This window comes from Marinitoga sp. 1197 (genome assembly GCF_001021165.1).
Classification (GTDB): Bacteria; Thermotogota; Thermotogae; order Petrotogales; family Petrotogaceae; genus Marinitoga.
In genome coordinates this window covers 51,358-76,851 of record NZ_AZAY01000006.1, presented here as the reverse complement: position 1 = coordinate 76,851, position 25,494 = coordinate 51,358, and the positions used below count along the sequence as shown (strand labels likewise).

Annotated in this window: 25 protein-coding genes; 10 read left to right on the top strand and 15 right to left on the bottom strand. The window is 28.1% G+C overall.

Annotation, left to right across the window (positions count from 1 at the left end; genetic code table 11):
- Positions 1-22 precede the first annotated feature (22 nt).
- A complete protein-coding gene (locus X275_RS01785) occupies positions 23-331 on the top strand; it encodes a hypothetical protein (protein WP_047267251.1) in 309 nt (102 codons plus the stop codon).
- 24 nt (positions 332-355) lie between these two features.
- Positions 356-2,071 carry a phospho-sugar mutase gene (locus X275_RS01780; RefSeq protein WP_047267250.1) on the top strand — a complete coding sequence of 572 codons (1,716 nt, stop codon included), beginning with the start codon at positions 356-358 and terminating at the stop codon, positions 2,069-2,071.
- 38 nt (positions 2,072-2,109) lie between these two features.
- Here X275_RS01780 and X275_RS01775 read toward each other — a convergent pair whose 3' ends face one another.
- The 3 genes from X275_RS01775 to X275_RS01765 are packed head-to-tail and all read right to left on the bottom strand — an operon-like array spanning position 2,110 to position 5,398.
- Entirely contained in the window at positions 2,110-2,775 is a 666-nt protein-coding gene (locus tag X275_RS01775; RefSeq protein WP_047267249.1) for an ABC transporter ATP-binding protein, read from the bottom strand.
- Positions 2,775-4,361, bottom strand: coding sequence for an ABC transporter permease (locus tag X275_RS01770; RefSeq protein WP_047266467.1), 1,587 nt, complete (start codon positions 4,359-4,361; stop codon positions 2,775-2,777). The genes X275_RS01775 and X275_RS01770 overlap by 1 nt, the downstream gene beginning before the upstream one ends.
- Positions 4,362-4,381: 20 nt before the next feature.
- A complete protein-coding gene (locus X275_RS01765) occupies positions 4,382-5,398 on the bottom strand; it encodes a Fe(3+) ABC transporter substrate-binding protein (protein WP_047266414.1) in 1,017 nt (338 codons plus the stop codon).
- A 383-nt stretch (positions 5,399-5,781) separates the two neighbouring features.
- Between X275_RS01765 and X275_RS01760 the strand changes: the two genes are divergently transcribed.
- The gene (locus tag X275_RS01760) at positions 5,782-6,519 is read left to right on the top strand and encodes a metallophosphoesterase family protein (protein ID WP_047267248.1); all 738 of its coding nucleotides are present in this window, start codon (positions 5,782-5,784) and stop codon (positions 6,517-6,519) included.
- Positions 6,520-6,530: 11 nt separating this feature from the next.
- Positions 6,531-8,450, top strand: a complete 1,920-nt coding sequence (locus X275_RS01755) for a BMP family ABC transporter substrate-binding protein (RefSeq protein WP_052913517.1) — start codon at positions 6,531-6,533, stop codon at positions 8,448-8,450.
- Between the two features lie 141 nt (positions 8,451-8,591).
- On the opposite strand, the gene X275_RS01750 is transcribed toward X275_RS01755, so the two are convergent.
- Complete coding sequence (locus tag X275_RS01750) at positions 8,592-9,941, bottom strand: glutamine synthetase beta-grasp domain-containing protein (RefSeq protein ID WP_231588273.1); 1,350 nt, start codon at positions 9,939-9,941, stop codon at positions 8,592-8,594.
- Positions 9,942-10,180: 239 nt separating this feature from the next.
- On the opposite strand from X275_RS01750, the gene X275_RS01745 reads away from it, so the two are divergent.
- The 6 genes from X275_RS01745 (at position 10,181) to X275_RS01720 (ending at position 16,405) form a co-directional block, all read left to right on the top strand.
- Complete coding sequence (locus X275_RS01745) at positions 10,181-11,251, top strand: chorismate synthase (RefSeq protein ID WP_052913515.1); 1,071 nt, start codon at positions 10,181-10,183, stop codon at positions 11,249-11,251.
- Positions 11,199-12,653: a shikimate kinase gene (locus X275_RS01740; protein ID WP_047267246.1), complete on the top strand. Its 1,455-nt coding sequence runs from the start codon at positions 11,199-11,201 to the stop codon at positions 12,651-12,653. Before X275_RS01745 ends, X275_RS01740 begins: the two co-directional genes overlap by 53 nt.
- Before the next feature lie 65 nt (positions 12,654-12,718).
- Positions 12,719-13,174 carry a type II 3-dehydroquinate dehydratase gene (gene aroQ, locus X275_RS01735; RefSeq protein ID WP_047267245.1) on the top strand — a complete coding sequence of 152 codons (456 nt, stop codon included), beginning with the start codon at positions 12,719-12,721 and terminating at the stop codon, positions 13,172-13,174.
- Positions 13,152-14,744, top strand: a complete 1,593-nt coding sequence (locus X275_RS01730) for a DEAD/DEAH box helicase (protein ID WP_047267244.1) — start codon at positions 13,152-13,154, stop codon at positions 14,742-14,744. Before aroQ ends, X275_RS01730 begins: the two co-directional genes overlap by 23 nt.
- Before the next feature lie 2 nt (positions 14,745-14,746).
- Positions 14,747-15,172, top strand: a complete 426-nt coding sequence (locus X275_RS01725) for an FKBP-type peptidyl-prolyl cis-trans isomerase (RefSeq protein WP_047267243.1) — start codon at positions 14,747-14,749, stop codon at positions 15,170-15,172.
- Positions 15,173-15,193: 21 nt separating this feature from the next.
- Positions 15,194-16,405, top strand: a complete 1,212-nt coding sequence (locus X275_RS01720; RefSeq protein ID WP_047267242.1) for a peptidase U32 family protein — start codon at positions 15,194-15,196, stop codon at positions 16,403-16,405.
- 71 nt (positions 16,406-16,476) lie between these two features.
- Here X275_RS01720 and X275_RS01715 read toward each other — a convergent pair whose 3' ends face one another.
- The 11 genes from X275_RS01715 to X275_RS01665 all read right to left on the bottom strand — a co-directional run bounded on the left by X275_RS01715 (position 16,477) and on the right by X275_RS01665 (position 25,463).
- Positions 16,477-17,469, bottom strand: a complete 993-nt coding sequence (locus X275_RS01715) for an ABC transporter ATP-binding protein (protein ID WP_047266406.1) — start codon at positions 17,467-17,469, stop codon at positions 16,477-16,479.
- Positions 17,466-18,428, bottom strand: coding sequence for an ABC transporter ATP-binding protein (locus X275_RS01710; RefSeq protein WP_047267284.1), 963 nt, complete (start codon positions 18,426-18,428; stop codon positions 17,466-17,468). The genes X275_RS01715 and X275_RS01710 overlap by 4 nt, the downstream gene beginning before the upstream one ends.
- Before the next feature lie 2 nt (positions 18,429-18,430).
- On the bottom strand, positions 18,431-19,303 hold the full coding sequence (locus X275_RS01705) for an ABC transporter permease (protein WP_047266405.1): 873 nt from the start codon (positions 19,301-19,303) through the stop codon (positions 18,431-18,433).
- A 9-nt stretch (positions 19,304-19,312) separates the two neighbouring features.
- Complete coding sequence (locus X275_RS01700; RefSeq protein ID WP_047267241.1) at positions 19,313-20,320, bottom strand: ABC transporter permease; 1,008 nt, start codon at positions 20,318-20,320, stop codon at positions 19,313-19,315.
- 45 nt (positions 20,321-20,365) lie between these two features.
- The gene (locus X275_RS01695) at positions 20,366-21,865 is read right to left on the bottom strand and encodes an ABC transporter substrate-binding protein (protein ID WP_047267240.1); all 1,500 of its coding nucleotides are present in this window, start codon (positions 21,863-21,865) and stop codon (positions 20,366-20,368) included.
- A 145-nt stretch (positions 21,866-22,010) separates the two neighbouring features.
- Entirely contained in the window at positions 22,011-22,799 is a 789-nt protein-coding gene (locus X275_RS01690; protein ID WP_052913514.1) for an ABC transporter ATP-binding protein, read from the bottom strand.
- A 4-nt stretch (positions 22,800-22,803) separates the two neighbouring features.
- The gene (locus X275_RS01685; RefSeq protein ID WP_047266401.1) at positions 22,804-23,430 is read right to left on the bottom strand and encodes a hypothetical protein; all 627 of its coding nucleotides are present in this window, start codon (positions 23,428-23,430) and stop codon (positions 22,804-22,806) included.
- Between the two features lie 19 nt (positions 23,431-23,449).
- On the bottom strand, positions 23,450-23,674 hold the full coding sequence (locus tag X275_RS01680; RefSeq protein ID WP_047267238.1) for a hypothetical protein: 225 nt from the start codon (positions 23,672-23,674) through the stop codon (positions 23,450-23,452).
- 15 nt (positions 23,675-23,689) lie between these two features.
- Positions 23,690-23,998 carry an STAS domain-containing protein gene (locus tag X275_RS01675; RefSeq protein WP_047267237.1) on the bottom strand — a complete coding sequence of 103 codons (309 nt, stop codon included), beginning with the start codon at positions 23,996-23,998 and terminating at the stop codon, positions 23,690-23,692.
- Between the two features lie 334 nt (positions 23,999-24,332).
- Positions 24,333-25,100, bottom strand: coding sequence for a TatD family hydrolase (locus X275_RS01670; RefSeq protein ID WP_047267236.1), 768 nt, complete (start codon positions 25,098-25,100; stop codon positions 24,333-24,335).
- Positions 25,101-25,103: 3 nt separating this feature from the next.
- Complete coding sequence (locus X275_RS01665; RefSeq protein WP_047267235.1) at positions 25,104-25,463, bottom strand: cupin domain-containing protein; 360 nt, start codon at positions 25,461-25,463, stop codon at positions 25,104-25,106.
- Between the last annotated feature and the right edge of the window lie 31 nt (positions 25,464-25,494).

The following is a 25,494-nucleotide window of genomic DNA, read 5'->3' as shown; positions in this document are numbered from 1 at the left end:
ATTATGATGAGGAAGTGAAGAAATGCTGAAAATAAAATTTATGAGTAATTTAAGAGCAATTCTTGACAAAAAATCAATAAACTTGGATATTGAACAGGAAAAAGAACTAGAAGAATTATTAAAAATAATTGGAAATAAGATTAAATCAAAATTTGAAATAATAAAAAAAGAAAAAGATCATATGGTATTGAAATTATATGTAAATCTGAATGGTCAAGAAAGTTATATTACAATGAGAGTTAAATTTCTTTATAACAATGAATTTATCTCAATGGATAAAAAAATAAAAGATGGAGAATTACAAATATTACCGCTACTTGGTGGAGGATAAGAAAATGATAAAGGAGTGATGATGATGGATTACATGAAAGTATACGAAGAATGGTTAAACAGCCCCCATGTGGATGAAGAAACTAAAAAAGAATTATTATCAATAAGAGAAAATGAAAAGGAGATTATGGAAAGATTTTATAAAGAATTAGAATTTGGTACTGCTGGATTAAGAGGTATATTAGGTGCAGGAACAAATAGAATGAATATTTATACAGTGGGTAAAGCAACACAGGGATTGGCAGATTTCATTATTTCAAAAGGTGAAGAATATGTGAAACGTGGAGTTGTTATAGCATATGATGTTAGACATAACTCGGAATTATTCGCCAAAACAGCTGCACTTATTTTAGCAGCTAATGGAATAAAAACTTACTTGTTTGATCATATCGCACCGACACCTTTACTTTCATTCTCTGTTAGAAGATTAAATACTGCTGCTGGTATAGTAATTACAGCAAGCCATAATCCAAAAAATTATAACGGTTATAAAGTTTACTGGGAACAAGGTTCTCAAATATTGGATGATGTGGCTATCCCGGTAATGGAAAATATCAAAAAATTAACAGATTTCTCAATGATTAAGAAAATTTCTGAAAGCGAAGCTCTTGAAAAAGGTTTATTAGAATATGTTGGTAAAGATATTGAAGATGAATATATAGAAAAAGTAAAAGGATTAGCAATAAGAGATGATATTGATAAAGATGTTAAAATTGTATATACACCTCTTAATGGTACCGGAAATAAACCAGTTAGAAGAGTACTGGCTGAAAGGGGTTTTAAAAATATATTTGTTGTACCTGAACAAGAAAATCCGGATCCAGATTTTAAAACCGTCGGATATCCTAATCCTGAAGATATAAAAGCTTTTGAATATGCAAAAAAATTGGCTGAAAATAAAGATGCTGATGTAATAATAGCAACCGATCCAGATTGTGATAGAACTGCTGTAATGGTAAAACATAAAGGAGAATATGTGCCTTTAAACGGAAATCAAACTGGAGCTATATTAATAAAATATATTATTGAAGGAAGAAAAGAAAAAGGAACATTATCTGAAAAAGGAATGATTATAAAATCAATAGTTACGGGTGATTTAGGAAAGGAATTAGCTGAAAAATATGGTGTAATTACATTTGAAACATTAACAGGATTTAAAAATATCTGTGGATTAGAAAATGAATTAGAAGGAAAATATGATTTCGAATTCGGGTATGAAGAAAGCATAGGATATGTAACAGGCACGTTCGTAAGAGATAAAGATGGCGTTATCTCTTCTATGTTTGTTTCAGAAGCTGCTGCATATTATAAAAAACAAGGAAAAACACTAATAGATGTACTATATGATTTATATAATGAAATAGGTTATTATTTTGAAAATAATTTTTCAATTATCATCGAAGGGTTAGAAGGTATGGCAAAGATGAAAAAGATTATGGAAGTATACAGAAAAGAATTTCCGAAAGAAATTGGCAATATGAAACTTATAAGATACATTGATTATTTAGAAAAAAAAGATATGAACTTAACCACAAATGAAATAAATGAAACAGATGTTCCAAAATCAAATGTATTAAGATTTTTCTTCGATGATGGCTCATGGTATGCGGTTAGACCATCTGGAACAGAGCCTAAATTAAAGATTTATATTTACTCTAAGGATAAAGATGAAAATAAATCAAAAGAGAAATTAAAATTAATGAAAGATAAAATAATGGAAATTATTAATTCTGTAGAGTAAAAATAATCCCCTGAACCAGGGGATTATTTTTATTCACTTTAATTTACATAATTTTGATCATATACTTCTTCTGTTTTCCCAATATATTTAATTTTTCCCTTTTCGATAATAATAATTTCATCTGACAGAGTAATAGCATCGTTTTTATCATGAGTAACTAAAATTGTTGTAATACCTGCTTTATTCAGAATTTTTTTTAATTCCATTCTGATTCTATCTTTTAAATTTTCATCCAAATTACTAAAAGGTTCATCTAAAAGCAATAATTTTGGGTTTGTTGCAAGTGTTCTTGCCAATGCAACTCTTTGCTGTTGCCCGCCACTTAATTCATGAGGATATCTATTTTCGTATCCTTTTAAATTGACTAATTGCAACATTTCCTTTGTTTTATTTTTTTTTGCAAATTCTATATTTTGTTTTACTGTCATATGCGGAAATAATGCATAATCTTGAAATACAAACCCTATATTTCTTTTTTCTGGAAAAACAAAATGCTGTTTTGAAGTTAAAATTCGATTTTCCAATCTAATAATACCTTTTTGCGGCCTTTCAAATCCTGCAATTATTCTAAGTATAGTACTTTTACCGCTTCCACTTTCACCAACAATAGCAACTGTTTCCCCTTTTTTAATTTGAAAATCTATTCCTTTCAATACAAAATCTTTATCATATTTAAACCAGATATCTTCTATATATAAAAACATTATTTACCATCTCCTGTTATTTTTCTTAAAATTAGTATAAAAATAAAAATTATTGATATTATCGTTAAAGATGCTACAGAAGCTTCATGTATCATTTCATCATTTGCATATTCAAAAACTTTTGTAGCTAATGTATCAAAATTAAAAGGTCTAAGAATTAAAGTCAAAGGTAATTCTTTTATTATTTCAATAAACGAAAAAATAAAAGCACTAATAATAGCAGGTTTTATAATTGGAATATCGATCTTTAAAAATGTAATAAAAAATGATTTCCCCAAACTTCTGGAAGCTTCATGATAGGATTTTCCAGTTTTTTCAAAATTACTATCAATAGGACTATAAGCTATATTTAAAAAACGAACAATATATGCATAAATAAGCATTAATATTGAAGAAGTTAATACTAATCTTGATTTAATACCTAAAAATGCATATAAAGAGGATAAAGTTTTATCTAAGTTTATGAAAATTATCATTACACCAACAGCAATAACTGCACCAGGTATAGAATAACCCATTGTAGCTATTTTTGACAAAATAACTGTATTTTTTCCACTAAATCGGATAGTATCTGAAATTATAAGAGCCAGAATTATTATAACAATTGAAGATATCATGGCTATAAGTATTGAATTAAAAGTTAATTCAATAAATTTTATATTGGTATTTTTAAACGAAAATATAGACCATTGTATTAATTGCAATACTGGAAACAAAAAGGATAATAAAAACAAAGCTGTCATATAAGAAAAAATTAGATATAATTTAATACCTTTTAATTTTCTTCTTTTTATTGGTTTGTTTTTTTTAGTAGCATATGATTTATTTTGCCTTAAAATTTTTTCAAAATATAAAATACTAAAAACAAATAATAATAAAATAGCTGATAATTTTATTGCTGTATTAATATCGCCTAGAGAAAACCATGCTTTAAAAATTCCCGTGCTAAAAGTTGGAATTCCGTAATATTTCACAACACCATAATCATTTAATACTTCCATTAATACAAGACTAGTCCCGCCCACTATAGCGGGTCTAGCCAATGGCAAAACAATTTTAAAAAATGTCTCTAAAGTTCCCTTCCCCAAAGAATAAGAAACTTCTATAATATTATGTATTTGTTTTGAAAAAAAAGATTTTACTGTTAAATAAACATATGGAAATAAAAACATTGAAAATATAAATACCGATCCTGAAACTGACATAATATTAAATAAATACGATTTCCCGTTAAATTCCGTATACTTCATTAAAAATGTCTGTAATGAACCAGTATAGCTAATCATACCTGCATATACATATGCACCTATAAACGGAGGAATAGTTAATGGTAATATTAGCAACCACTCAAATTGTTTTCTAAAAGGAAATTCGTAATAACTAACAAACCATGCACTTGAGATACCTAATACCGCTGATAAAAATCCTGTCCCTATAATAAGTTTTAATGAATTTAGAACATAATCTTTTAACAAATAATTATAAATATGCGTCCAATTCTTATTAGAAGGAATTATTAAATTGTATAAAACAACAAAAATAGGTACTGAAATTAAAAATAATATAATATAAGTTGTTTTTTTCATATATCCTCCTATTGGTTCTATTATTTCCAACCAGCTTTATCCATTATTTCAACAGCTTTAGAATTATACTCACCTAATAGTGTTAAGTCTATTCCTTGAGAAGTAAAATTTCCCCATGATTTTAATAATTCAGATGGTTCAACTTCTGGATTTGCAGGATACTCATAATTTGCTTTAGCAAATTCACCCTGTGCTTCTTTACTTGTTAAAAATTCCAAAAGTTTAATTGCATTTTCTCGGTTTTTTGAGTATTTTACAATACCAGCACCACTTACATTTATATGAGTTCTTTCAGGAAAAAATATTTTTATTTTTTTAGCCGCTGCTACCTGTTGTTTATCGGACGAATTTAACATCTTCCCTATATAATATGTATTTACTATTGCAATATCCCCTTCACCAGATGCAACAGCTATAACCTGTGCCCTATCATTCCCTTGAGGCTTTCTAGCCATATTATTAACAATACCTTTTGCCCAATTTAAAGCCCATTCTTCACCATATATTGCAACAAATGAAGCTATTAAAGATTGATTATATATATTAGAAGAAGATCTGACAACAATTCTTCCTTTCCATTCAGGATTAATTAAATCCTCATATGTTTTTATCTTCGATATATCTACTCTTTTGGGTGAATAAGCTAAAACTCTTGCTCTTACAGTTAAAGCATACCAGTAATTTTCTCTATCTCTTAGATTATTCGGTATATTTTTTATTAACACATCTGTAACGATAGGTTGTAATAATCCTAAAACTTTTGCTCTGTGCAGCCTTCCTACATCAGCAGTTATAAATAAATCCGCTCTTGTGTCACTACCCTCATTTTTTATTCTTTCAATTAATTCATCTTCTCCAGCTTTAATTACATTTACTTTAATTCCTGTTAATTTTGTAAATTCATCATATAATTTCTGATCTGTATCATAATGTCTACTTGTATATACATTTACTTCTCCACCTTGGCCATAACCAAACATACCTGCATATAACGAAATAGATAATAGAGCTAAAACAACCACAAAAATTTTCTTCATAAAACATTCCTCCTTTTGTTTTTATTTTCACAATTTATTACCAGTTTAATTATAACAAATTCTATCCATTTTTAAGCTAAAAAAAAATTACATGTTTGATATTTTTCTTTTTATAATCCAAAATAGTTAAAATAATGAAAATAAAAAAGAAATAAAAAAGAAATAATACCCGTGGTAGGTAGGGGTAAAAACGTATTATATTTACCATAAACAACAGAAAACAACAATATTTGTCAACAATGTTAAAATGTTACATAAAATCAACAAATAGTGTTATAAAAGTTTTTAGGTTTATATTATTTTAGATTTAAATCAAAAAATATATTCTATTTGTTTTTAATCTTTTTTTGGTATAATAATAAAAAAATTGGAAGGAAGATAATATGCTTGAAATAGTAGCAGTATCAGATGAAGAAAGAGGATATTTACCTAAAAAAATTAAGAAATGTGATGTATTATTGTGCTGTGGAGATTTATCGCCAGGTTATCTTGATTACTTATTAAATACATTAAATCCCAAAATAAGTTATATGATTTATGGAAATCATGACAAAAAATATTTTAAAAACTTATTTGATGTAGAACTTTCAGGATATTCAAAAACATATAAAGGCTTAATAATAATACATGAAAAAATTGAAAATTTGAAAAGAGTATTAAATATAGAGTCAAATATCTATATAGCAGGTTTTTCTGGAGCTTTTTCATATGGGAAAAAGCCTTTTCATTTTACAGAAAAAGATGTAAAAAATTTCAAAAAAATATTATCTCGAAAAAAAAGATTAAATCTTATCAAACAATTGGACATTTTAATAACTCATTCTCCTCCAGGAATTGAAAATATGTTTGAAAAAGAAATCAGTTCATATCATAAAGGTTCAAAGATTATGGCTTTAATATATAAAAAATATTTCCCTAAAATATGGTTTTATGGCCATATACATCCAAGATATACAGATCAAAATTTAAATTTTATTATTCATTATAAAAATAATATTTCCTATCTTTTAAATGCTGTTCCATATAAATATATAAAATATGATGAAAAAAATAAGAAGGTTTTAGAAATTTCGGGTGAAGAGGGGAAGATAAAATTTAAAGAAATTTATTTTGATTTTTAGGAGAGGGAAATATGAACAATATGAGGTTTGATAGTTCAAAAGAATATAAAATTGCAAAAAAAATGGCCGAAAGAGAAGTATTATACTGGCAAAGCAGAGGGAAAGATGGATATCTACCTGCTTTAGAAGAAATAATAAAGGATAAAAATATTATTAGTGAAAATTCTTTAGGAGTAATAGAAATACCTATAAAAAAAATAAAAGGTACATATTATGCTTCGAGAAAGAGTGCATTTGCAAAAAACTTTATGCCTCTTTTAGAAGAAGATAGTGAGTTTGCTATAAAATGGATGAATTTATTTGAGGCACAACAGGAAGAAGGAATTAGGGATGCTATTGTAGCTTATGAATATTTAAATAAATTTTATGTAATGGAAGGAAATAAAAGAACAAGTGTTTTAAAATATCTAGATTCTCCATCAATAATGGCTAATGTTAAAAGACTAATCCCTAAATATGATGAAATGGATATAAATATAAGAATATATTATGAATTTCTTGAATTTTATGAAAAAACTAAAATAAACATGATCTGGTTTAAAAGAGAAGGAGGATTTAAAGAATTAGAAAAAATATTAATTGATTACGTTGAAAAAAATAATGAAAATCCAAAAGAATTTTTTAACTTTCTTGAAAAATCAATATATTGGGATTTTAGAAAAATATATCATGAATTAAATGGTGAAAAATTACCTATAACAACTGGTGAAGCATTTTTGTTTTATCTAAAAAAATATGGAATAGAAAAAAATTTAATGCATAAGAATTTAAAACCAAAAATCAGGATGTTAATAAAAGAACTGGAAAATATCTATATTGAAGAAAGAAAAAATATATTACAGGAAGTTTTTACATCTTTAATAAAAATCCCAACAGAAAAGCAATTAAAAATAGCTTTTATTTATAGAAACTATATTAATGAAAGCACATGGGTTCAATCACATGAAAATGGAAGAATATATATCGAAAATAAATTTGGAGATAAAATCTCCACCTATTTCGTTGAAAATGTAAAAAAAGAGGAATCTTATAATTTAATTAAAGATTTAATCAATCAGGAATATAATCTAATTATAACAACAAGTTATGATTATATGGATTCAACATACAAAGCAGCTATAGAATTTCCAAATATAAAATTTTTAAATTGTGCAGGATATAAGAGTTATAGAAATTTGTCTGTCTATTTTGGAAGAATATATCAACCGAAATTTTTAACGGGATTAATTGCTGGTGCAATAACGAAAAAAAATAAAATAGGATATATCGCACCTTATCCACTACCACTTTTTGTCAGAAGTTTAAATGCTTTTGCCCTTGGTGTTAAAGTTGTAAACCCTTATGCAAAAATTTTAATCAAATGGACAAAAAAATGGATGGATCATGATATTGAAATTCAAAAAACTAATGAGTTGATTAATGAAGATATAGATATACTGGTAACCAATATGGATTCATTAGTGCCACAAAAAATAGCAGATAAAAAAAATATTTTGAGTATTGGATATAATGTAATATCCGACAATCTTACATCAAAAACATATATAGCATCAGCCTACTGGGAATGGGGAAGATTTTATAAAAAAATAGTAGGAAGGCTTCTTGAAAACAAATGGTCTGTTACTACTTCAAAAAATCTGGAAGATTTAAAAAAATATTGGTATGGTATGAATAAAGGTGTTGTAAAATTATATAAAAATAGTAAATTAATTCCAGGCCAAACTTTAAGAATAGTTGAAGCAATGGAAGAGTTAATTAAAAATAATAATTTTGATATATTTAGCGGCCCAATAATAAATAATAATAATAAAATAATAGTGGATAAAGACGAAAGTATCTTAGATGAAGATTTGCTAAAAATGAATTGGTATCTTAATAATATTGAAGGAGAACTAGAAAAAGTAATCTTTAGCACAGATAAAAAATATTAAATAAATTGAAAGATATATAATGTATTTAGTCGTTTCTTTTTGAATAGATATCACTTATCTAATTCCTTAGTTCTGAACATGTACATTAAAATAGATATATCTAACAACAACAGCAGGAGAAAATCCTGCTGTTGTTGTAATCTATAATTCAAAATATAATTCAAATTCTTTAGGGACAGGTATTGAATAAATCATATTAGCTTCTTTTATTTTTGTTTCTATCCATTTGTTTATCAATGAATTTGGAAATGTTTTTAAATATTCTTTATCTTTTTCAAGGCCTTTTACAACATCCTTTAAATTTAATGGAAATTCTTTATCGTTTTCACCTTTAGAATGAAATCCCAAATCTACCGGATCAAGATTATTTTCAATTCCATTCACTCCGGCTAAAACCATTGCAGAGAGGAAAAAATATATATTTGCTGTAGCATCACCTGTTCTGAATTCAATTCTCGTATCTGCTTTGCTTAAATATCCCGGAATTCTAATAGCTGCACTTCTACTTCCTTTTGAGAACGATGCAGAAATAGGTGCTTCAAATCCCGGAACAAGCCTTTTATATGAATTTGTACTTGGATTAGACCAGGATAACAACGACCCAGTTAAACTATGTTTTAAAACACCTGCTGTATATTTCAAAGCTAAATCACTTAAATTATATAATTCATCTCCTACAAATAAACTTTTTCCCTCTTTTTCTAAAAATTGATGCACATGCATACCATTTCCAGGCATATTATATAATGGTTTAGGCATAAATGTTACAAAAAGTCCATACTCATTTGCAATTCGTCTTATTAAATATTTTGTAAGTGTTACACTATCAGCTGCATCAACTAAACTCATAAAATTCAATTCTATTTCGTGTTGTGACATTCCAACTTCATGATGATGATATTTCACAGGAATACCTGCATTTTCTAAAGTTTTAACAATTTCGTTTCTTAATTGAAAATGTATATCATATGGCTCATTTAAATGATATGATGAACCATTTGCTCTTGGATAATATTGGCTATTTCCTAATCCTTCAGAACTTTCAACACTATAATATGATTTTGTTGATGAAGTATTATACTCAACACCATCAAATATATGAAATTCAAGTTCAACAAGCATTTTTGCATCATCAGCTATTCTTGAATCTTTAAGATATTTTAAAGTTTCTTTTGCTATACTCCTAGGATATTGATCAAAATACTCTCCAGTAGAAGGACTTATTACATCCGATAAAACATGAACAATTTTCATATTATTATTTATTTCTAAATACATATTTGTCTTATCTGGAATAGCAACCATATCAGAATCAGTAACCTTTGCGAAACCAAAATTTGAAGCATCAAACCCTATACCTTCTTTGAAAATTTTTTCACTTACATAACTTTTAGGTAAAGTTACATGTTTCATTTTTCCATATATATCGATTACCATAATGTCTAAAAAATCATAATCCTCAGGAATTTTGTCTATTTTAAAAAATTCCACAATATGTCACCTCCATAATTTATTCCAATATACTATATCATTTTTGAAAAATTTTTCATAGTTCTATTTTTTCAATTTATTTGTCATTAAAAACAAATACAATTATTTAAGTTCATTCAGAACCTTTTTTTTTAATATTAATACAATTAAATTCTCTTCAGAAAAAAGTTTGTTTTATCTGTTTAATGTAATATATGATATAATTTAATAAAATAAATATCTTTAAAGGAGCGATGATATTGAATTTTATAATTTCTGGAGATTCCCACGGAGAATTTATGATAGGAACTCTTATTGGAATACCAGCAGGATTAAAAATAGATATGGATAAGATAAATACTGATTTAAAAAAACGTCAAAATGGATATGGACGTGGAGAAAGAATGAAAATTGAAAGGGATGAAGTTAATATAATATCAGGGATATGGAAAGGATATACAACTGGCGCTCCATTAACAATATTAATAAAAAATAAAGGAAAAAATACTGAAAAAAATATTCGAAAAGTACCAAGACCAGGACATGGTGATTATAGTGCATATATGAAATATAAACTTCCGGATTTAAATATATATACTGAAAGAAACAGTGCAAGATGGACAGTAGTTTTAACTGCAATAGGTAATATTGCCAGACAATTTCTGGATAATTTGAATATAAAAATTTCAGCTTATATAGAAAAAATAGGGGAATTAAAAACAGAAGATGGAAAAATTTCCAATAATATAAAAAAATACATAGACAAAATGAAAAAATCTGGTAATACTCTTGGCGGTTCGATAAAAGTGATTGCTAAAAATGTCAAACCTGGAATTGGAGGATATTCATCAATATTTGAAAGGTTGGATTCAAAAATTGGAAAACTGTTTATGGCTATTCCTTCAGTGAAAGGAGTAATTATAGGAAATACGGATTTCTCTCTATCTGGAAAAGAATATCACGATGAGTTCTATATTGAAAACAACAAAATAAGAAGAAAAAGCAATAACGCCGGTGGAATAGAGGCTGGCTTTACCAATGGTGAAAACATTGAAATAACAGTATTTTTAAAACCAATACCCACACTCAGAGAACCATTAAATTCCATAGATCTGGAATATATACAGGAGACAAAGGCTCCTTATATTAGATCTGATGTTACTGTTGTCCCAGCAAGTATTGTAATATTCGAGAATGCTTTATCTCTAATATTAATGGAAAGTATTTTAGATAGATTCGGCAATGATAATGTAAATGATATAATCAGGAGGTATAATAATGCCAATTTATTTAATTGGAATGATGGGAACTGGAAAAACGACCCTTGGTAAGATTTTAAGCAATATTTTAGATAAAAAGTTTATAGATATAGATACAGAAATAGAAAAACTTGAAAGAAAAAAAATCCAGCATATATTTCTTCAAAAAGGTGAAGAATATTTCAGAGATGTGGAAACTAAAATATTGAAAAAAACTGAAAATGAAGATGCCATTATTTCTACAGGTGGCGGCATAATCTTAAAAAAAGAAAACAGAGAAATATTGAAAAAACATAAAACTCTTTTTTTGTATGTGCCAATTGAAATATTATTAAAAAGAATAGATACAGAAAATAGACCATTATTAAAAAATGGAAAATATAAATTATATGATATATGGAATAAAAGAAAAGAATTATATGAAAATTTTAAAAAAATTGATTTAAAAGATTTCGATATTTATGAATCTACAGCAAAAATATTGTATGAAATCTGCGAAAAAAAATCTTCAGAAATAGTTAATGATTTTCAAGAAATAATTTTTAAAGTTAAGGGAATTGAAGATTTAAAAGATAAAAAAAACATTTTTACAAGTGAAATTGTGAATAAAATATATGGAAATAATTTTATTAATCCGTATATTTTGGAAAATGGCGAAAAAATCAAGAACATTGAAAATGTAAAAAAAATATACATGTATTTAATTAAAAATAATATAAACAAAAAAGATGCTATATACGGAGTTGGCGGAGGAACAGTTACAGATTTAATAGGATTTATAGGCAGTACATTCAAAAGAGGAATAAAAACAATATTTTATCCAACAACGCTTTTATCCCAAGTAGATGCTGCTCTTGGTGGAAAAAATGCTATAAATTTTGAAGATATAAAAAATATTATAGGTACATTTAAAGTCCCCGATAAAGTAATTATAGATCCACTAACTGTTATATCTCAAAAAAACGAAAATTATTATGAAGGAATAATTGAAGCATTCAAATTAGCGATTATAGATGGAAATATATCTTTATTTTTAGATAATATAAAAAAAATAAAAAAAAGAGACTTAAATATAATCATGGATATTATAAAATTTTCTGTAAAAACAAAATTGTCAATTGTATCAAAAGATCCTTTCGATGATAATATAAGAAAAATTTTGAATTTAGGACATACATTTGGTCATGCGTTTGAAAGTATTACAGGTATATCACATGGTTTGGCTGTAGGATGGGGAATAAAGAAAGAAATTGAATTATTTGGACCTAATATAAAGGATAAAAAACTAATCCTGGATTTTCTTGAAGAAATTATCCCGGAAAATATTTATAATATGAATATTAATATAAATAAATTAAAAAAATTTATTTTACATGATAAAAAAATAATATCCAAAAATCAAATTACAATTCCAATAATTAATACTGTGGGAAATGTTGAATTAAAAAAAATAGATATTTTAAATTATTTGTAGTAACAATACTGGAAAGTTTGAGTTAAGAATAAAAATTATAAAAAATTTTAAGGGGGATTTATGATATGATATTAATAGTTAATGGTCCTAACCTTAATATGTTAGGGAAACGCCCGAACAATATATATGGTAGATTCACTTATGAAGATTTAATTGATAAAATAAATCTCTGGTCAAAAAAAAATGGGATAAATATCGAAATTTTCCAATCAAATGTTGAAGGAGATATAATCAACCGTCTTCAAAAAGAGGATTTCAAAGGGTTAATTATCAACGCAGGAGCTTATACACATTATAGTTATGCAATTAGAGATGCTCTGGAAATTTTAAACATACCAAAAATTGAATTGCATATTTCTAATATATATAAAAGAGAGGAATTTAGAAAATACAGTGTAATAGCCCCTGTATGTGATGGACAAATAGCAGGGTTAGGACTCGATGGGTATATCCTTGCATTGGAATACCTGAAAAATTTATTGTGGAAAGAGGTAGAAAATGGTAAAATTAGAAAAGTTTAGAGAATTAGGATTATCTGAAGGAACATTAAAAGCGTTAAAAAAGAAAGGTTTTGAAGAACCTACTCCTATTCAGGAAAAAGTAATACCATTATTATTAAAACAGGATGTGGATATTATTGGCCAAGCACAAACTGGAACTGGAAAAACCGCTGCATTTGGACTGCCTTTAATAGAAAAATTAAAACCTTCTAAAAAAGTAAAAGCTATAATATTAACCCCAACAAGGGAATTAGCGGTTCAAGTCGCTGAAGAAATTAATTCATTAAAAGGAAATAATAAACTAACTGTATTTCCTATTTATGGTGGGCAATCTATAGAAAATCAAATTAATAGGTTGAGAAAAGGCATCGATATTGTAGTTGGAACTCCAGGAAGGGTTTTGGATCATATTAAAAGAAAAACTTTGGATTTAAGCTATGTGAAATATTTTATTCTTGATGAAGCTGATGAAATGTTAGATATGGGATTCATAGATGATGTTGAAGAAATTTTATCAAAAGCTCCTGAAAATAGACAAATATTACTTTTCTCTGCTACAATGCCGTCAAGAATTATCTCATTAGCTAAAAGACATATGAAAAATTATAAAATAATATCTGTAAAACCTGAGCAATTAACTACTGAATTAACCGAACAGATATACTTTGAAGTTTCTGAACAGGATAAATTTGAAGCATTATGCAGAATAATTGATATTGAACCAAATTTTTACGGACTAGTGTTTTGTAGAACAAAGGTAGATGTAGATACAGTATCAAATAGACTTATCGACAGAGGATATAATGCCGAAGCATTACACGGTGATCTCTCTCAATATCAAAGAGAACGTATATTAAAAAAATTCAAATCTAAAAGAGCAAATATATTGGTTGCAACGGATGTTGCCGCAAGAGGTATAGATATAAATGATTTAACTCATGTTATAAACTACTCATTGCCTCAAAATCCAGAATCATATGTTCACAGAATAGGAAGAACTGGAAGAGCTGGAAAAGAGGGAACAGCTATTACGTTTGTAACTCCAGAAGAATACAGAAAATTATTATTTATTAAACGTATTTCAAAAAGCAACATTAAAAAGAAACCAATACCAAAAATAAAAGATGTAATTGAAACAAAAAAACTTAGAATTAAAAGTGAAATAAACAGTATCTTAGAGCATAATGCATATAATAATTACCTTTCTTTATCCAGAGAAATGCTTGAAAATAATAACCCTGAAGAAGTTTTAGCTGCAGTATTAAAATATGCATTTCAGGATGAATTAGATGAAAGAAATTATAGAGAAATAAAAGAAGTATCATCTATTGATAAAAAAGGAAAAACACGATTATTTGTAGCTCTTGGAAGAGAAGATGATTTAACTATAGAAAAACTAAAAAATATGATAAGAGAATATACAAATATACAAAACATATATTTAAAAGATGTAAAAATACTTGACAAATTTTCATTTATGACTGTACCTTTTGAAGAAGCAGAAATCATATTACAAGCATTTAAAAAGAAAAAGAGAGGTAGAAAACCTATTATTTCAAAAGCAAAAGAAAAAAAGAGAAAGGCGGAATAATTATGAAAGCGGAAAAAGGTAATACTGTAAAAGTACATTATACAGGAACATTAAATGACGGAAGTGTTTTTGATACATCAAATGGAAGAGAACCTTTAGAATTCACACTGGGAACAGGACAGGTAATACCTGGTTTTGAAGAAGCAATCATAGGTATGGAAATCGGTGAAAAAAAGACTATAACTATCCCATCGAAAGAAGCATATGGTGAATATTCTGAGGAAAAAGTATTTGAATTACCAAAACAGAACTTCCCATCAAATATTGATGAAGCATTGGGACAAACTGTACAATTAGGTGATTCTACAGGAAATGTATTTTTAGCAAAAATCCTTGAAGTTACTGATGAAATAGTAAAAATGGATACAAACCATCCACTTGCTGGAAAAGATTTAACATTTGAAATTGAATTAATTGAAATTAATTAAAAACAAACGGGAGGAAAGATAATGAAAAAGGTTGAATTACTTTCCCCTGCTGGTAATATGGAAAAATTAAAAATGGTTTTCCGCTACGGTGCAGATGCTGCATACCTTGGCGGAAAATTTTTCAATTTAAGAGCATTGGCAGGGAATTTTTCAAATGATGAAATTATTGAAGCTGTAAATTATGCACATTCACTTGGAAAAAAAATATATGTTACTCTAAATATAATCGCTCATAACAATGAAATAGAAAAAGTTGCTGATTATGCAAAATTTCTTGAGTCAGCTGGAGTTGATGCTGTTATTGTTGCTGATTTAGGCGTTTTTAAAATTGTAAGAGATAATACAAATTTAGAAATCAACGTAAGTACTCAAGCAAGCAATACAAATTGGATGAGTGTAAAAGTCTGGAAAGAAATGGGAGCAAAAAGAATTATTTTAGCAAGAGAATTATCATTAAAAGAAATTAGAGAAATTAGAGATAAAGTTCCCGATGTGGAATTAGAAGTATTTATCCACGGCGCTATGTGTATGTCTATTTCCGGAAGATGTTTGTTGAGTAACTATTTAACGGGAAGAGATGCGAATCGTGGTGCATGCGCTCAACCATGTAGATGGAAGTATAATTTAGTTGAAGAAACACGTCCAGGTGAATATTATCCAATTTTTGAAGATGAAAGAGGAACCTTTATAATGAATTCCAGAGATCTTTGTACTATAGAATTTATAGACCAGATTTTAGACACAGGTATTGATAGTTTAAAGATTGAAGGTAGAATGAAAGGCATATATTATGGCGCCATAGTAACAAAGGTTTATAGAGAAGCAATTGATTTATACTATTCTGGAAATTATAAATATAAACCAGAATGGATGGAATATCTCAATTCTGTAAGTAATAGAAAATATACAAAAGGATTTTACTTTGGAAATCCAGGTGTAGATGGACAGAATTATGATTCATCATCATACAATAAAACTCATGAAATTGTTGCAAAATCAATTGGAAAAAGTCGCGATGGAAAAAGCATTCTGGAAATAAGAAGTAAAATTTCCACAGGCGAAGAAGTTGAAATTATAAAGCCTACAGGTAATCCTATAAAAATTATAATGCCAGAAATGATAAAAATGAGAAAAGGTCAGGAAGAAAAGATAATAGAAACGGCAAATCCAAATATAATTGTGAAGGTTGACCTTGATTTAGAAGAGATGGATATATTAAGGAAGAAAATATAAAAATTAGTTCATTCTGCATTCTAAAATTTTGTAATGAAATGTAAACTATAATAACCCCCGCGAAACGGGGGTTATTTATTAAATAAATGACAGTTCACTTCATGTTGATTATCAAGTTTTATTGTTTTCGGTTCTTCAACTTTACAAATATCCATAGCATAAGGACATCTCGGATGAAATCTACACCCCTTAGGTGGATTTACTGCATTTGGCACCTCACCTTTAGGAATTATCTTCTTCTTTTTTAATTTAGGATCAGGTTCTGGAACTGCTGAAATTAAGGCTTTGGTATAAGGATGCGCGGGATTTCTATATATATCCTCAAAAGTTCCAATTTCAACAATTTTCCCAAGATACATTACGGCAATTCTATCACATATATATTTTGTTGTAGCCAAATCATGAGTAATAAATAAATAAGTTAAATTAAATTCTTCCTTTAAATCTATCATTAATTTCAATAACTGAGAACGAACTGATACATCAAGCATAGCAATTGCTTCATCTGCTACAACAAATTCCGGTTTTAAAACAAGAGCTCTTGCTATGACAACTCTTTGCCTTTGCCCGCCGGATAAATCTCTCGGATATCTATTATAATACTCTTCAGCGGGTTTTAAATTCACGCGTTCCATAATTTCATAAACAATTTTTTTCTGTTCTGAATAATTTTTTCCTACTTTGTGTATTTGAAGAGCATGTCGTATAGCTTCTCCTATTTTCATATAAGGGTTTAAAGCCGCCATAGGGTCCTGAAAGATTATCTGAATTTTTCTTCTGAATTTTCTTAATTCTTCATTAGTTAGTGAAGTAATATCAATATCATCTATTTTTATTGTTCCAGATGTTGGTTCCAATAATCTTAAAACCATTCTTCCAGTAGTAGTTTTTCCAGAACCAGATTCTCCAACCAATCCAAGTGTTTCGCCTTTCTTTATTATGAAAGAAATATCATCAACAGCTTTTACGAATTTTTGCTCTTTTCCTGTTAAAAATTCTGAAATACTTCTTTTCAAAGGAAAATACTTTTTTAAATTCTTTACTTCAATTAAAACTTCATTCATATTTTCACCTTCTCATATAACCAACATTTAACTCTTGTTTCATCTACAATAAAATCTGGAGGCACCTGTTCATGACATATATTTTTTGCATATGGACAACGTGATGCAAATCTACATCCTTTGGGTGGTTTAACAAGATTCGGAAGATCCCCAGGTATATATTTTAACTCTCTATCATCTATATTTGTATTTGGTATTGATTTTAATAAAGCTTGAGTATATGGATGTTTTGGCTCATAGTATATTTTTTCAGCAGTTGCTAATTCAACAAGATGACCGGCATACATAACACCTATTCTATCAGCCAATTCTGCAACAACCCCAAGATCATGTGTTATTAAAATCATTGACATTTTATGCTCATCTTTGAGTTTTTTTAATACTTCCATTATTTGTGCCTGAACAATAACATCTAAAGAAGTAGTTGGTTCATCTGCAACAACTATTTCAGGTTTTAAAACCAAAGAAAGTGCAATCATAACTCTTTGTCTCATACCACCAGAAAATTGAAAGGAATATTCATTCATCCTTATAGGATCTATTCCGACATCTGATAGAATTTTTGCAGACATATTTAAAGCTTCTTTTTCGGGAATTTCAGAATAATGAGCTTTTATTGTTTCCAGAAATAAATCTTTTACCTTCATAATCGGATTTAGCGAAGTCATAGGATCTTGAAAAATCATCGAAATATGCTTGCCTCTTATTTTTCTCATTTCTTTTTCATTGAAAGTTGCTATATTTTTATTTTTAAATAATATTTCTCCTAAAATCTTTGCATTTTTAGGTAGTATTTTTAACAATGATTTTCCCAGTGTGGATTTTCCACATCCTGATTCACCAACTAACCCTAATGTTTCATTTTCAGACAACGTAATATTCACATTTTGAACTGCACTAACATATCCTCGTTTAACTTCATAATTTATATTTAAGTCTTTTATTTGCAATATCAACAACATCACCTTCTCTCACGTATAGTAGGATTTAATAGTTCATTAAGTCCTTCACTAAATAATGAAAAACCTAGAACAATTGTTATTATAGCCATACCAGGATATAATATTCCCCACCATGCTCTTGATAAAACAAATCTCTGCCCATTGCTTAAATCATACCCCCAATCAGGAGTGGGCGGAGCTATTCCCAAACCCAGAAAACTCAATCCAGCCTCTGTCATAATTGCATCGGCAAGGTTCATAGAAAGCACAACAACCACTGAAGGCAATACATTAGGCAATATATACTTAAATAATATTTCCCAATTTTTTGCACCTATTGCTCGTGCGCCTTCAACATATAGCTCATTTTTTATACTGGATACCTGATTTCTTATAACTCTAAAATAAGTCGGTGTATAAACAACAGCAATTGATAAAGCAATATTAATCATACCAGGACCCAATACTGCAGCAATAGCTATTGCTAGAATCAATCCCGGAAAAGAATATATTGCATCCATTATCAGCGTTAAAACTCTATCAAAAGGTCCTCCAATATATCCAGATAATAATCCCAGTGGTATTCCAAATAATGATGCAAATCCAACAGAAATAAAAGCTATGGATAAAGCTATTCTGGCGCCATATAATATTCTACTAAATATATCCCTACCAAGATTATCTGTTCCGAAAATAAATTGGCTGTCAGGGGCACTTAAAGCTCTCCCAACCCTTTGAATTGGATTATATGGAGCTAATTGAGGAGCGAAAATAGCCATTAAAATATAGAATATTAAAATCATAGCGCCAGCAAACGTTATCCATCCAGTCCCCGTTTTAAATAACTCCTTAAAAAAAGAAGATATTTTATGAGAATAAAATTTTTCTTCCATAATATCACCTCAATATCTGACTCTTGGATCAATTAATGCATTTATTATATCAACAACAATACTTATAATAATGACGAAAAACGCAAAAAACACTATAGTTCCCTGAATAGCCGGAAAATCTCTATATCTTATTTTCATAACAAGATAACTTCCAAGCCCAGGCCACGAAAACGTTGTTTCAGTTAAAACAGCACCAGCTAATAAAATAGCCAATTGAAGTCCCATAACAGTTAATATAGGAACCATAGCATTTTTTAATGCATGTTTATATAATATTCTCCTTTGGCTGATTCCTCGTGCCCTTGCGGCCGTAGAAAAATCCTGAGATAACATTAATATTGTATTATTTCGAACCATTCTCAAAAATATACTCGAAATAACTAATCCCAATGTTATGCCAGGCATTAATAAATGCTTTAATACATCAATAAAAGCTTCCCAATTCCCAGTTATCAAAGAATCTAATAGGAAAAATCCTGTTTTAGTATTTAAAGATACTATAGGAGATAATCTTCCAGCAACTGGAAGCCATCTTAAAACCATACCAAAATAATATTGCATCATCAATCCAAACCAGAAAACAGGTATAGCATAAATAAAAACTGCATATACTCTTGCAGTGACATCAATAATTCCATCGCGATGTGCCGCTGCAGTACTTCCCCAAAAAACACCTATTAAGACTGCAATAATGAAAGCAAATAAGGTTAATTCAACAGTTGCAGGAAATCTATCCTTTATTTCACTCCATACCGGTCTTGATGTAAGTGTAGATTTTCCAAGATCTCCTTTTAATAAATTTCCAACATAATCAAAAAATTGAATTATTATAGGTTTATCAAGACCCAATTCATGGCGTTTTTGCTCTATAACTTCCTGTGGAGCTTTACCTCCTAAAATAGCTAATACTGGGTCGCCAGGAATAATTCTTAAAACAAAAAATATTACTATTAACAATATGAACATCATAGGAATAGCCAATAAAATACGTGTAAATATATAATCTTTTAAGGACAAAATTATCACCTCTTTTAAAAACCCCGCCATTTGGCGGGGAATTTTTTATTTCTTTTCGATTAGATAATACCTGAATATTTGTGTTGGTTCTAACAATACACCCTTTATATTCTTTTGTGAAGCAACAACAGCAACTCCCTGCCATAAAGGAATATTCGGAACGTCAACAACTAAATGATTTTGAGTTTGAGCATAAAGTTCTGATCTTGCTTCTTGATCAACACATATTCTTGCAGCTTTCATAATTGATTCTGTAACAGGATTTTCATAAAAACTTCCCATGGATTTTGCACCATTTATACTCAAAAATGGCCACAAGTAATCATCAGGATCTATATAATCTGGATACCAACCTAATAAAAATAATCCCATTGTTCCATTCAAGAAATAATCCACATATGTAGACCATTCTGCATATTTAATGTTTACTTTAATAATACCTGTTTCTTCCAATGATTCTTTCAATACCTGAGCGACATCTGCTTCTGTTGTTCCATAATGAGTAGGAGAATACCATAAATCTATGGTTAAAGGTTTATCTGTCCAATAGCCAGCCTGCTGTAATAATCTTTTAGCAGTTCTTAAATTCCTTTCTGGAAATACATCCTTATGACTCCACATCCCCATTGGAACCATTGAATACAAAGGTTGAGCAAGACCAACAAAAACATCATCCACAATTCTCTGTCTATCAACTGCATACATTATGGCTTTTCTGACTAAAGGATTTGAAAAAGGTGCTTGTTTTGTATTTAACACTAAATATCTTATTTGAGGACTACTACCTTTTAAAACATTTATATTAGGATTGTTTTCTAAATCATTAATATCCCTTGGATCAAGATGTCTAAATGCTATATCAATCTGTCCTGTTTCGAGAGCTAATCTAAGTGTTGCAGCACTTTCATAAAAAGTAATAACTACTTTATCTGTTTTTGGTGCTGGACCAAAATATTTATCATTCTTTTCCAATACAATTCTTACATCTCTAATCCATTCTGTAATTTTATATGGACCAGATGATGAAGGTGCTCCTTCATAAAAAGCATTTTCCGGATATAATTTTGGATTTACAGGCCATGCAACAGTATATCCCAATACAGATACAAAAGCAGAAAATGGATATTTTAATTTTATTTGGAATGTGTAATTATCCACCACTTTTGTGCTTTCAACAATATCTGTTAATAAAAATGCCGGATCTCCATTTAATTTCATAGCCCTATCAATGGAATATTTCATCACTGATGCATCAATAGGTGTTCCATCATCAAATTTAGCGTCTTTTCTAAGATAAAATGTGTAAACTAATCCATCAGGAGAAACTTCCCACTTTTGAGCTAATGATGGAATTAAATTTGATGTGTTAATTTCATAATCAACAAGACCTGATAAAACATTTTGAAGAATGTTGCTTGAAAAATAATCATAACATTTTGCCGGATCAAGAGTTCTAATCTTGTCAGTAGTTCCAACAACTAAAACCTTAGAAGAAAAAGCTAACAGAGATACAATAAGTAGTAATACCAATAAAAACTTCTTCATACTATCCCTCCCTTAAAAAATAATGTGAAAAATAAGAAACTTAAATATTAATTTTTAATAATAAGTATTTTTTTGATAATCATATTATAACATAAAAAACATATTATTTACAAGTACCTATAAAAAAAATAACCCAACATATGGGTTATTTTTTTAAATATCCTAAAACAACTTCTCTAAAGTCAGGATTCCTACCAATATTTTCATCAGTTTTCACAAGAATTCCTTCATCCAGCGGTGTAATTATTTCCATTTCTTCTGTCATTTCACTTTGTTTTACAATTTTATGTTCTGATAAAGCTTTTTCTATATTACCTTCAAAAGTTGTTTTTCCAGCATTGATTATTGCAAAATTGGTGGCTATTAACTCGACTTCTTCTATATGATGAGTAGACATTATAACGATATTTTCTTTATTTGACACAAAATCTTTAAGCATTTTAAGGATCTTATCCTTTTTTACAGGATCAATATTCTGTGTAGGTTCATCTAAAATCATAATTTTCGGCCTCGATGAAAACATTAGAATTATATAAAAAAGCGTTTTCATACCAGAAGAAAAAGCATGTACAGGTTTATTTATTGGCAATTTAAATTCCATCATTAATTCCTTATATTTTTTATCATTCCAATTAGGGTATAAAATTTTCCATAATTCTGCATAATCATATGGATATAATCCTTTAAAAGTTACTTTATCCTCCAATAAAACCGAAATATTTCTCTTTCTGAATTTATTCAATTTTTTTCCGAAAATGAGAACTTCACCATCATCAGGCTTTAAATCTCCATATATACATTTTAAAGTTGTTGTTTTTCCGGCACCGTTCGGTCCAACCAACACATATATATCTCCTGGATTTATTGTAAGATTCACATCAATTAAAGCTGGTTTTGGCCCATATGATTTTTCTATATTTATAACTTCTATCATAATTTCACCTCAATGATTTTATTATAATCCACGATATTATAATTAAAATAAATACTAAACTTATTATGGTAAATAATTTATTTTTATTTTTTGTGTAATTAGAAGAATCCGAAAAATGGAAAATAATCATCGTAGAAAAAAACAAAAAAGTAGATAATATATTTATAAACACATTTTTTTGTATCACAAGACTATAATCTTTTATTAAATTATTAGATTTTAAAAACAAATCAATCAACCACACAAAAATTGGAATATAAATACCACCTAATCCTTTTATTGAAGACAAAATACTCAAACTATAAAAAAAAGCAAAAAAAAGTAGTGAACTAAAAAGACCATAAAAATCAGAATTATTTGTTATACCATAATAAATACTTTTTGAAAACAATAAAAAACTTGCTCCAAATATATAATATGACAAATATAAATCAGCTCTTGATACAGGAAGAGTTGACATAAGAGAAAAATTTTTATTTTCAAGTTCTTTTGTAAATAAAGTTGATGCAAATAGTACTGCAAATAAATTTCCTAGATCTCCCGGAAGAAAGAGTAAAATCGAAATAAAAATCAAATAAAACGATTTTTGCCTTAATTCTTTCTCAAAAACAAATTTTAAAGTTTTTAGCATTAATACACCTCCGATTCAATTATTTTATAGTTAGAACAAATTCAAAGGACGGCATATAATTAATTACAACAAGTATAAAAATTACAAAAAATAAAATCAAATATAACCATTTTCCCTTTTCAAATATCATAGAAAAAACTATTGCTGCTAAAGCTTCTAATACAATAGGAAGAACTGGAATTGAAGAAAAAAATACCCCTAATAAAGAAATCATTATAGCAATAAAAAAAATTAATATTTTCATAAACAAACCTCCTATTTATTTTTGTATATTAAAAACTTCCTGTAGTTTTAATAAGGCAAAAAGTTTTTGAATGTTTTCATCCATATTAATCAATATCAATTCTTTTCCTTTTTCATTTAACTTCTTTTGAAAAGAAATTAGTTGCCCAATTCCAGTACTATCTATTGCTGTGAGTCCGGAAAAATCCATTATAATAGTTGTTATATCTTTTTTTCTAATAAATTCAGAAATTTCATTATTAAAATCATGAACATCATAAAGAGTAAATTCTCCTATTAAGCTAATAGTATAAATTTTGTTTCTCTGTTTTTTTAATATTTTCACATTATCCCTCATTTCTCTTTTTTATAATATTATATCATAAAACAAAAATATTAGAACGTCTAAACAAATTCACTCAGACAGCGATTATCCTTAAAATTATTCATTTTCAGCCATCGCTCAAACAATACATCGTGTATTGTTTCGCCGGAAGTACATCCATATAATTTTGACGGCTTTCATTCACGCTTAGATTTTTTATAAAATCAAAAATATTTAAACCAATACCCGCGGTAGCGTGTACGGACAATCTTCGAGTCTTCGTTTCATTTGAGACTTTTTAGAGAACCTATATTATATCATATCATAAAATAAAAATATAATAGCCTTGCGGCTATTATATTTTTATTCTCCTGAAAAGTTTTTTAGCATTTTCTATAAATATTTCCGATAATTCTTCAGGATTAATATTTTTTATCTCAGCTATTTTTGTTATTATATATTTTGTATAAATAGGATTATTTTTCTTACCTCTAAAAGGGACAGGAGTTAAAAAAGGAGAATCTGTTTCTGGCAATATATATTCAACAGGTGTATTTTTTACAACCTCAACTAATTTATAATTATTTTTAAATGTAATTGGACCATCTATCCCAATATAAAAACCTAAATCTAAAAATTTCTTTGCTGTTTTCCAGTCAGATGAAAAACAATGAACAACACCTAAATCTTCATTAACTCCTTCATTTAATATTAAATTAAATGCATCATCATATGCATCCCTGATATGCAAAATCACAGGCAACTTATTTTCTTTAGCCAAATTAAATTGATTTACAAATGAATAATATTGTTCGTTTTTTGTAGTATATTCTCTATAATAATCCAGTCCTATTTCACCTATAGCAACAACTTTTTCATTTTTCGCTAATATATTAATTGTATCAAAATCTTTATTCGATAATTTTTTTGATTCATTGGGATGTATTCCTACAGCACAATATATGTTTTTATGATTATCAGCTAATTCCAAAGATTTAAATGAGTTTTCAATATCTATACCAACTTCAATAACAAAATTCACATTATTTTCTTCAAATGATTTTATTATATCTTCTTTATTTTCTATAAGATTCAAATGGCAATGGGTATCTATTAATCTCACTTATTACTCTCCTCCACTTTTTGGTATTACACAAATAAACTGACTTTCACCATCATTTATATTTTTAAACTGATGTTCTACATTCGGCGGAACAAATACAAAATCCCCTTCTTCTGCAACAACGTATTTTTCACCATCAAATACTTCCAATTTCCCTTTTAAAACAAAAACTTCATGTTCCCAATTATGTGAATGCCTTGGGGAATATCCATCTTTTTCCAGAGTAAATAATCTCATCACAAAATTTGGAGCTCCTAATTTATTTCCTATTAATACTCTTTTATGAGCCTTTTTTACTTTTATACCATCGTCATATGTAATTGGTTCAATATCCATAGCTTTCCCTATATATGCCTTTTTCATATTTTCCCTCCTTAATTAGTGAATATTTCTT

Bases quoted from the DNA above. Each gene is read 5' to 3' on its own strand.
- X275_RS01785 (WP_047267251.1), top strand. From the start codon at position 23: ATGCTGAAAATAAAATTTATGAGTAATTTAAGAGCAATTCTTGACAAA.
- X275_RS01780 (WP_047267250.1), top strand. From the start codon at position 356: ATGGATTACATGAAAGTATACGAAGAATGGTTAAACAGCCCCCATGTG.
- X275_RS01775 (WP_047267249.1), bottom strand. From the start codon at position 2,775: ATGTTTTTATATATAGAAGATATCTGGTTTAAATATGATAAAGATTTT.
- X275_RS01770 (WP_047266467.1), bottom strand. From the start codon at position 4,361: ATGAAAAAAACAACTTATATTATATTATTTTTAATTTCAGTACCTATT.
- X275_RS01765 (WP_047266414.1), bottom strand. From the start codon at position 5,398: ATGAAGAAAATTTTTGTGGTTGTTTTAGCTCTATTATCTATTTCGTTA.
- X275_RS01760 (WP_047267248.1), top strand. From the start codon at position 5,782: ATGCTTGAAATAGTAGCAGTATCAGATGAAGAAAGAGGATATTTACCT.
- X275_RS01755 (WP_052913517.1), top strand. From the start codon at position 6,531: ATGAACAATATGAGGTTTGATAGTTCAAAAGAATATAAAATTGCAAAA.
- X275_RS01740 (WP_047267246.1), top strand. From the start codon at position 11,199: ATGCCAATTTATTTAATTGGAATGATGGGAACTGGAAAAACGACCCTT.
- aroQ (WP_047267245.1), top strand. From the start codon at position 12,719: ATGATATTAATAGTTAATGGTCCTAACCTTAATATGTTAGGGAAACGC.
- X275_RS01730 (WP_047267244.1), top strand. From the start codon at position 13,152: ATGGTAAAATTAGAAAAGTTTAGAGAATTAGGATTATCTGAAGGAACA.
- X275_RS01725 (WP_047267243.1), top strand. From the start codon at position 14,747: ATGAAAGCGGAAAAAGGTAATACTGTAAAAGTACATTATACAGGAACA.
- X275_RS01720 (WP_047267242.1), top strand. From the start codon at position 15,194: ATGAAAAAGGTTGAATTACTTTCCCCTGCTGGTAATATGGAAAAATTA.
- X275_RS01715 (WP_047266406.1), bottom strand. From the start codon at position 17,469: ATGAATGAAGTTTTAATTGAAGTAAAGAATTTAAAAAAGTATTTTCCT.
- X275_RS01705 (WP_047266405.1), bottom strand. From the start codon at position 19,303: ATGGAAGAAAAATTTTATTCTCATAAAATATCTTCTTTTTTTAAGGAG.
- X275_RS01695 (WP_047267240.1), bottom strand. From the start codon at position 21,865: ATGAAGAAGTTTTTATTGGTATTACTACTTATTGTATCTCTGTTAGCT.
- X275_RS01690 (WP_052913514.1), bottom strand. From the start codon at position 22,799: ATGATAGAAGTTATAAATATAGAAAAATCATATGGGCCAAAACCAGCT.
- X275_RS01685 (WP_047266401.1), bottom strand. From the start codon at position 23,430: ATGCTAAAAACTTTAAAATTTGTTTTTGAGAAAGAATTAAGGCAAAAA.
- X275_RS01680 (WP_047267238.1), bottom strand. From the start codon at position 23,674: ATGAAAATATTAATTTTTTTTATTGCTATAATGATTTCTTTATTAGGG.
- X275_RS01665 (WP_047267235.1), bottom strand. From the start codon at position 25,463: ATGAAAAAGGCATATATAGGGAAAGCTATGGATATTGAACCAATTACA.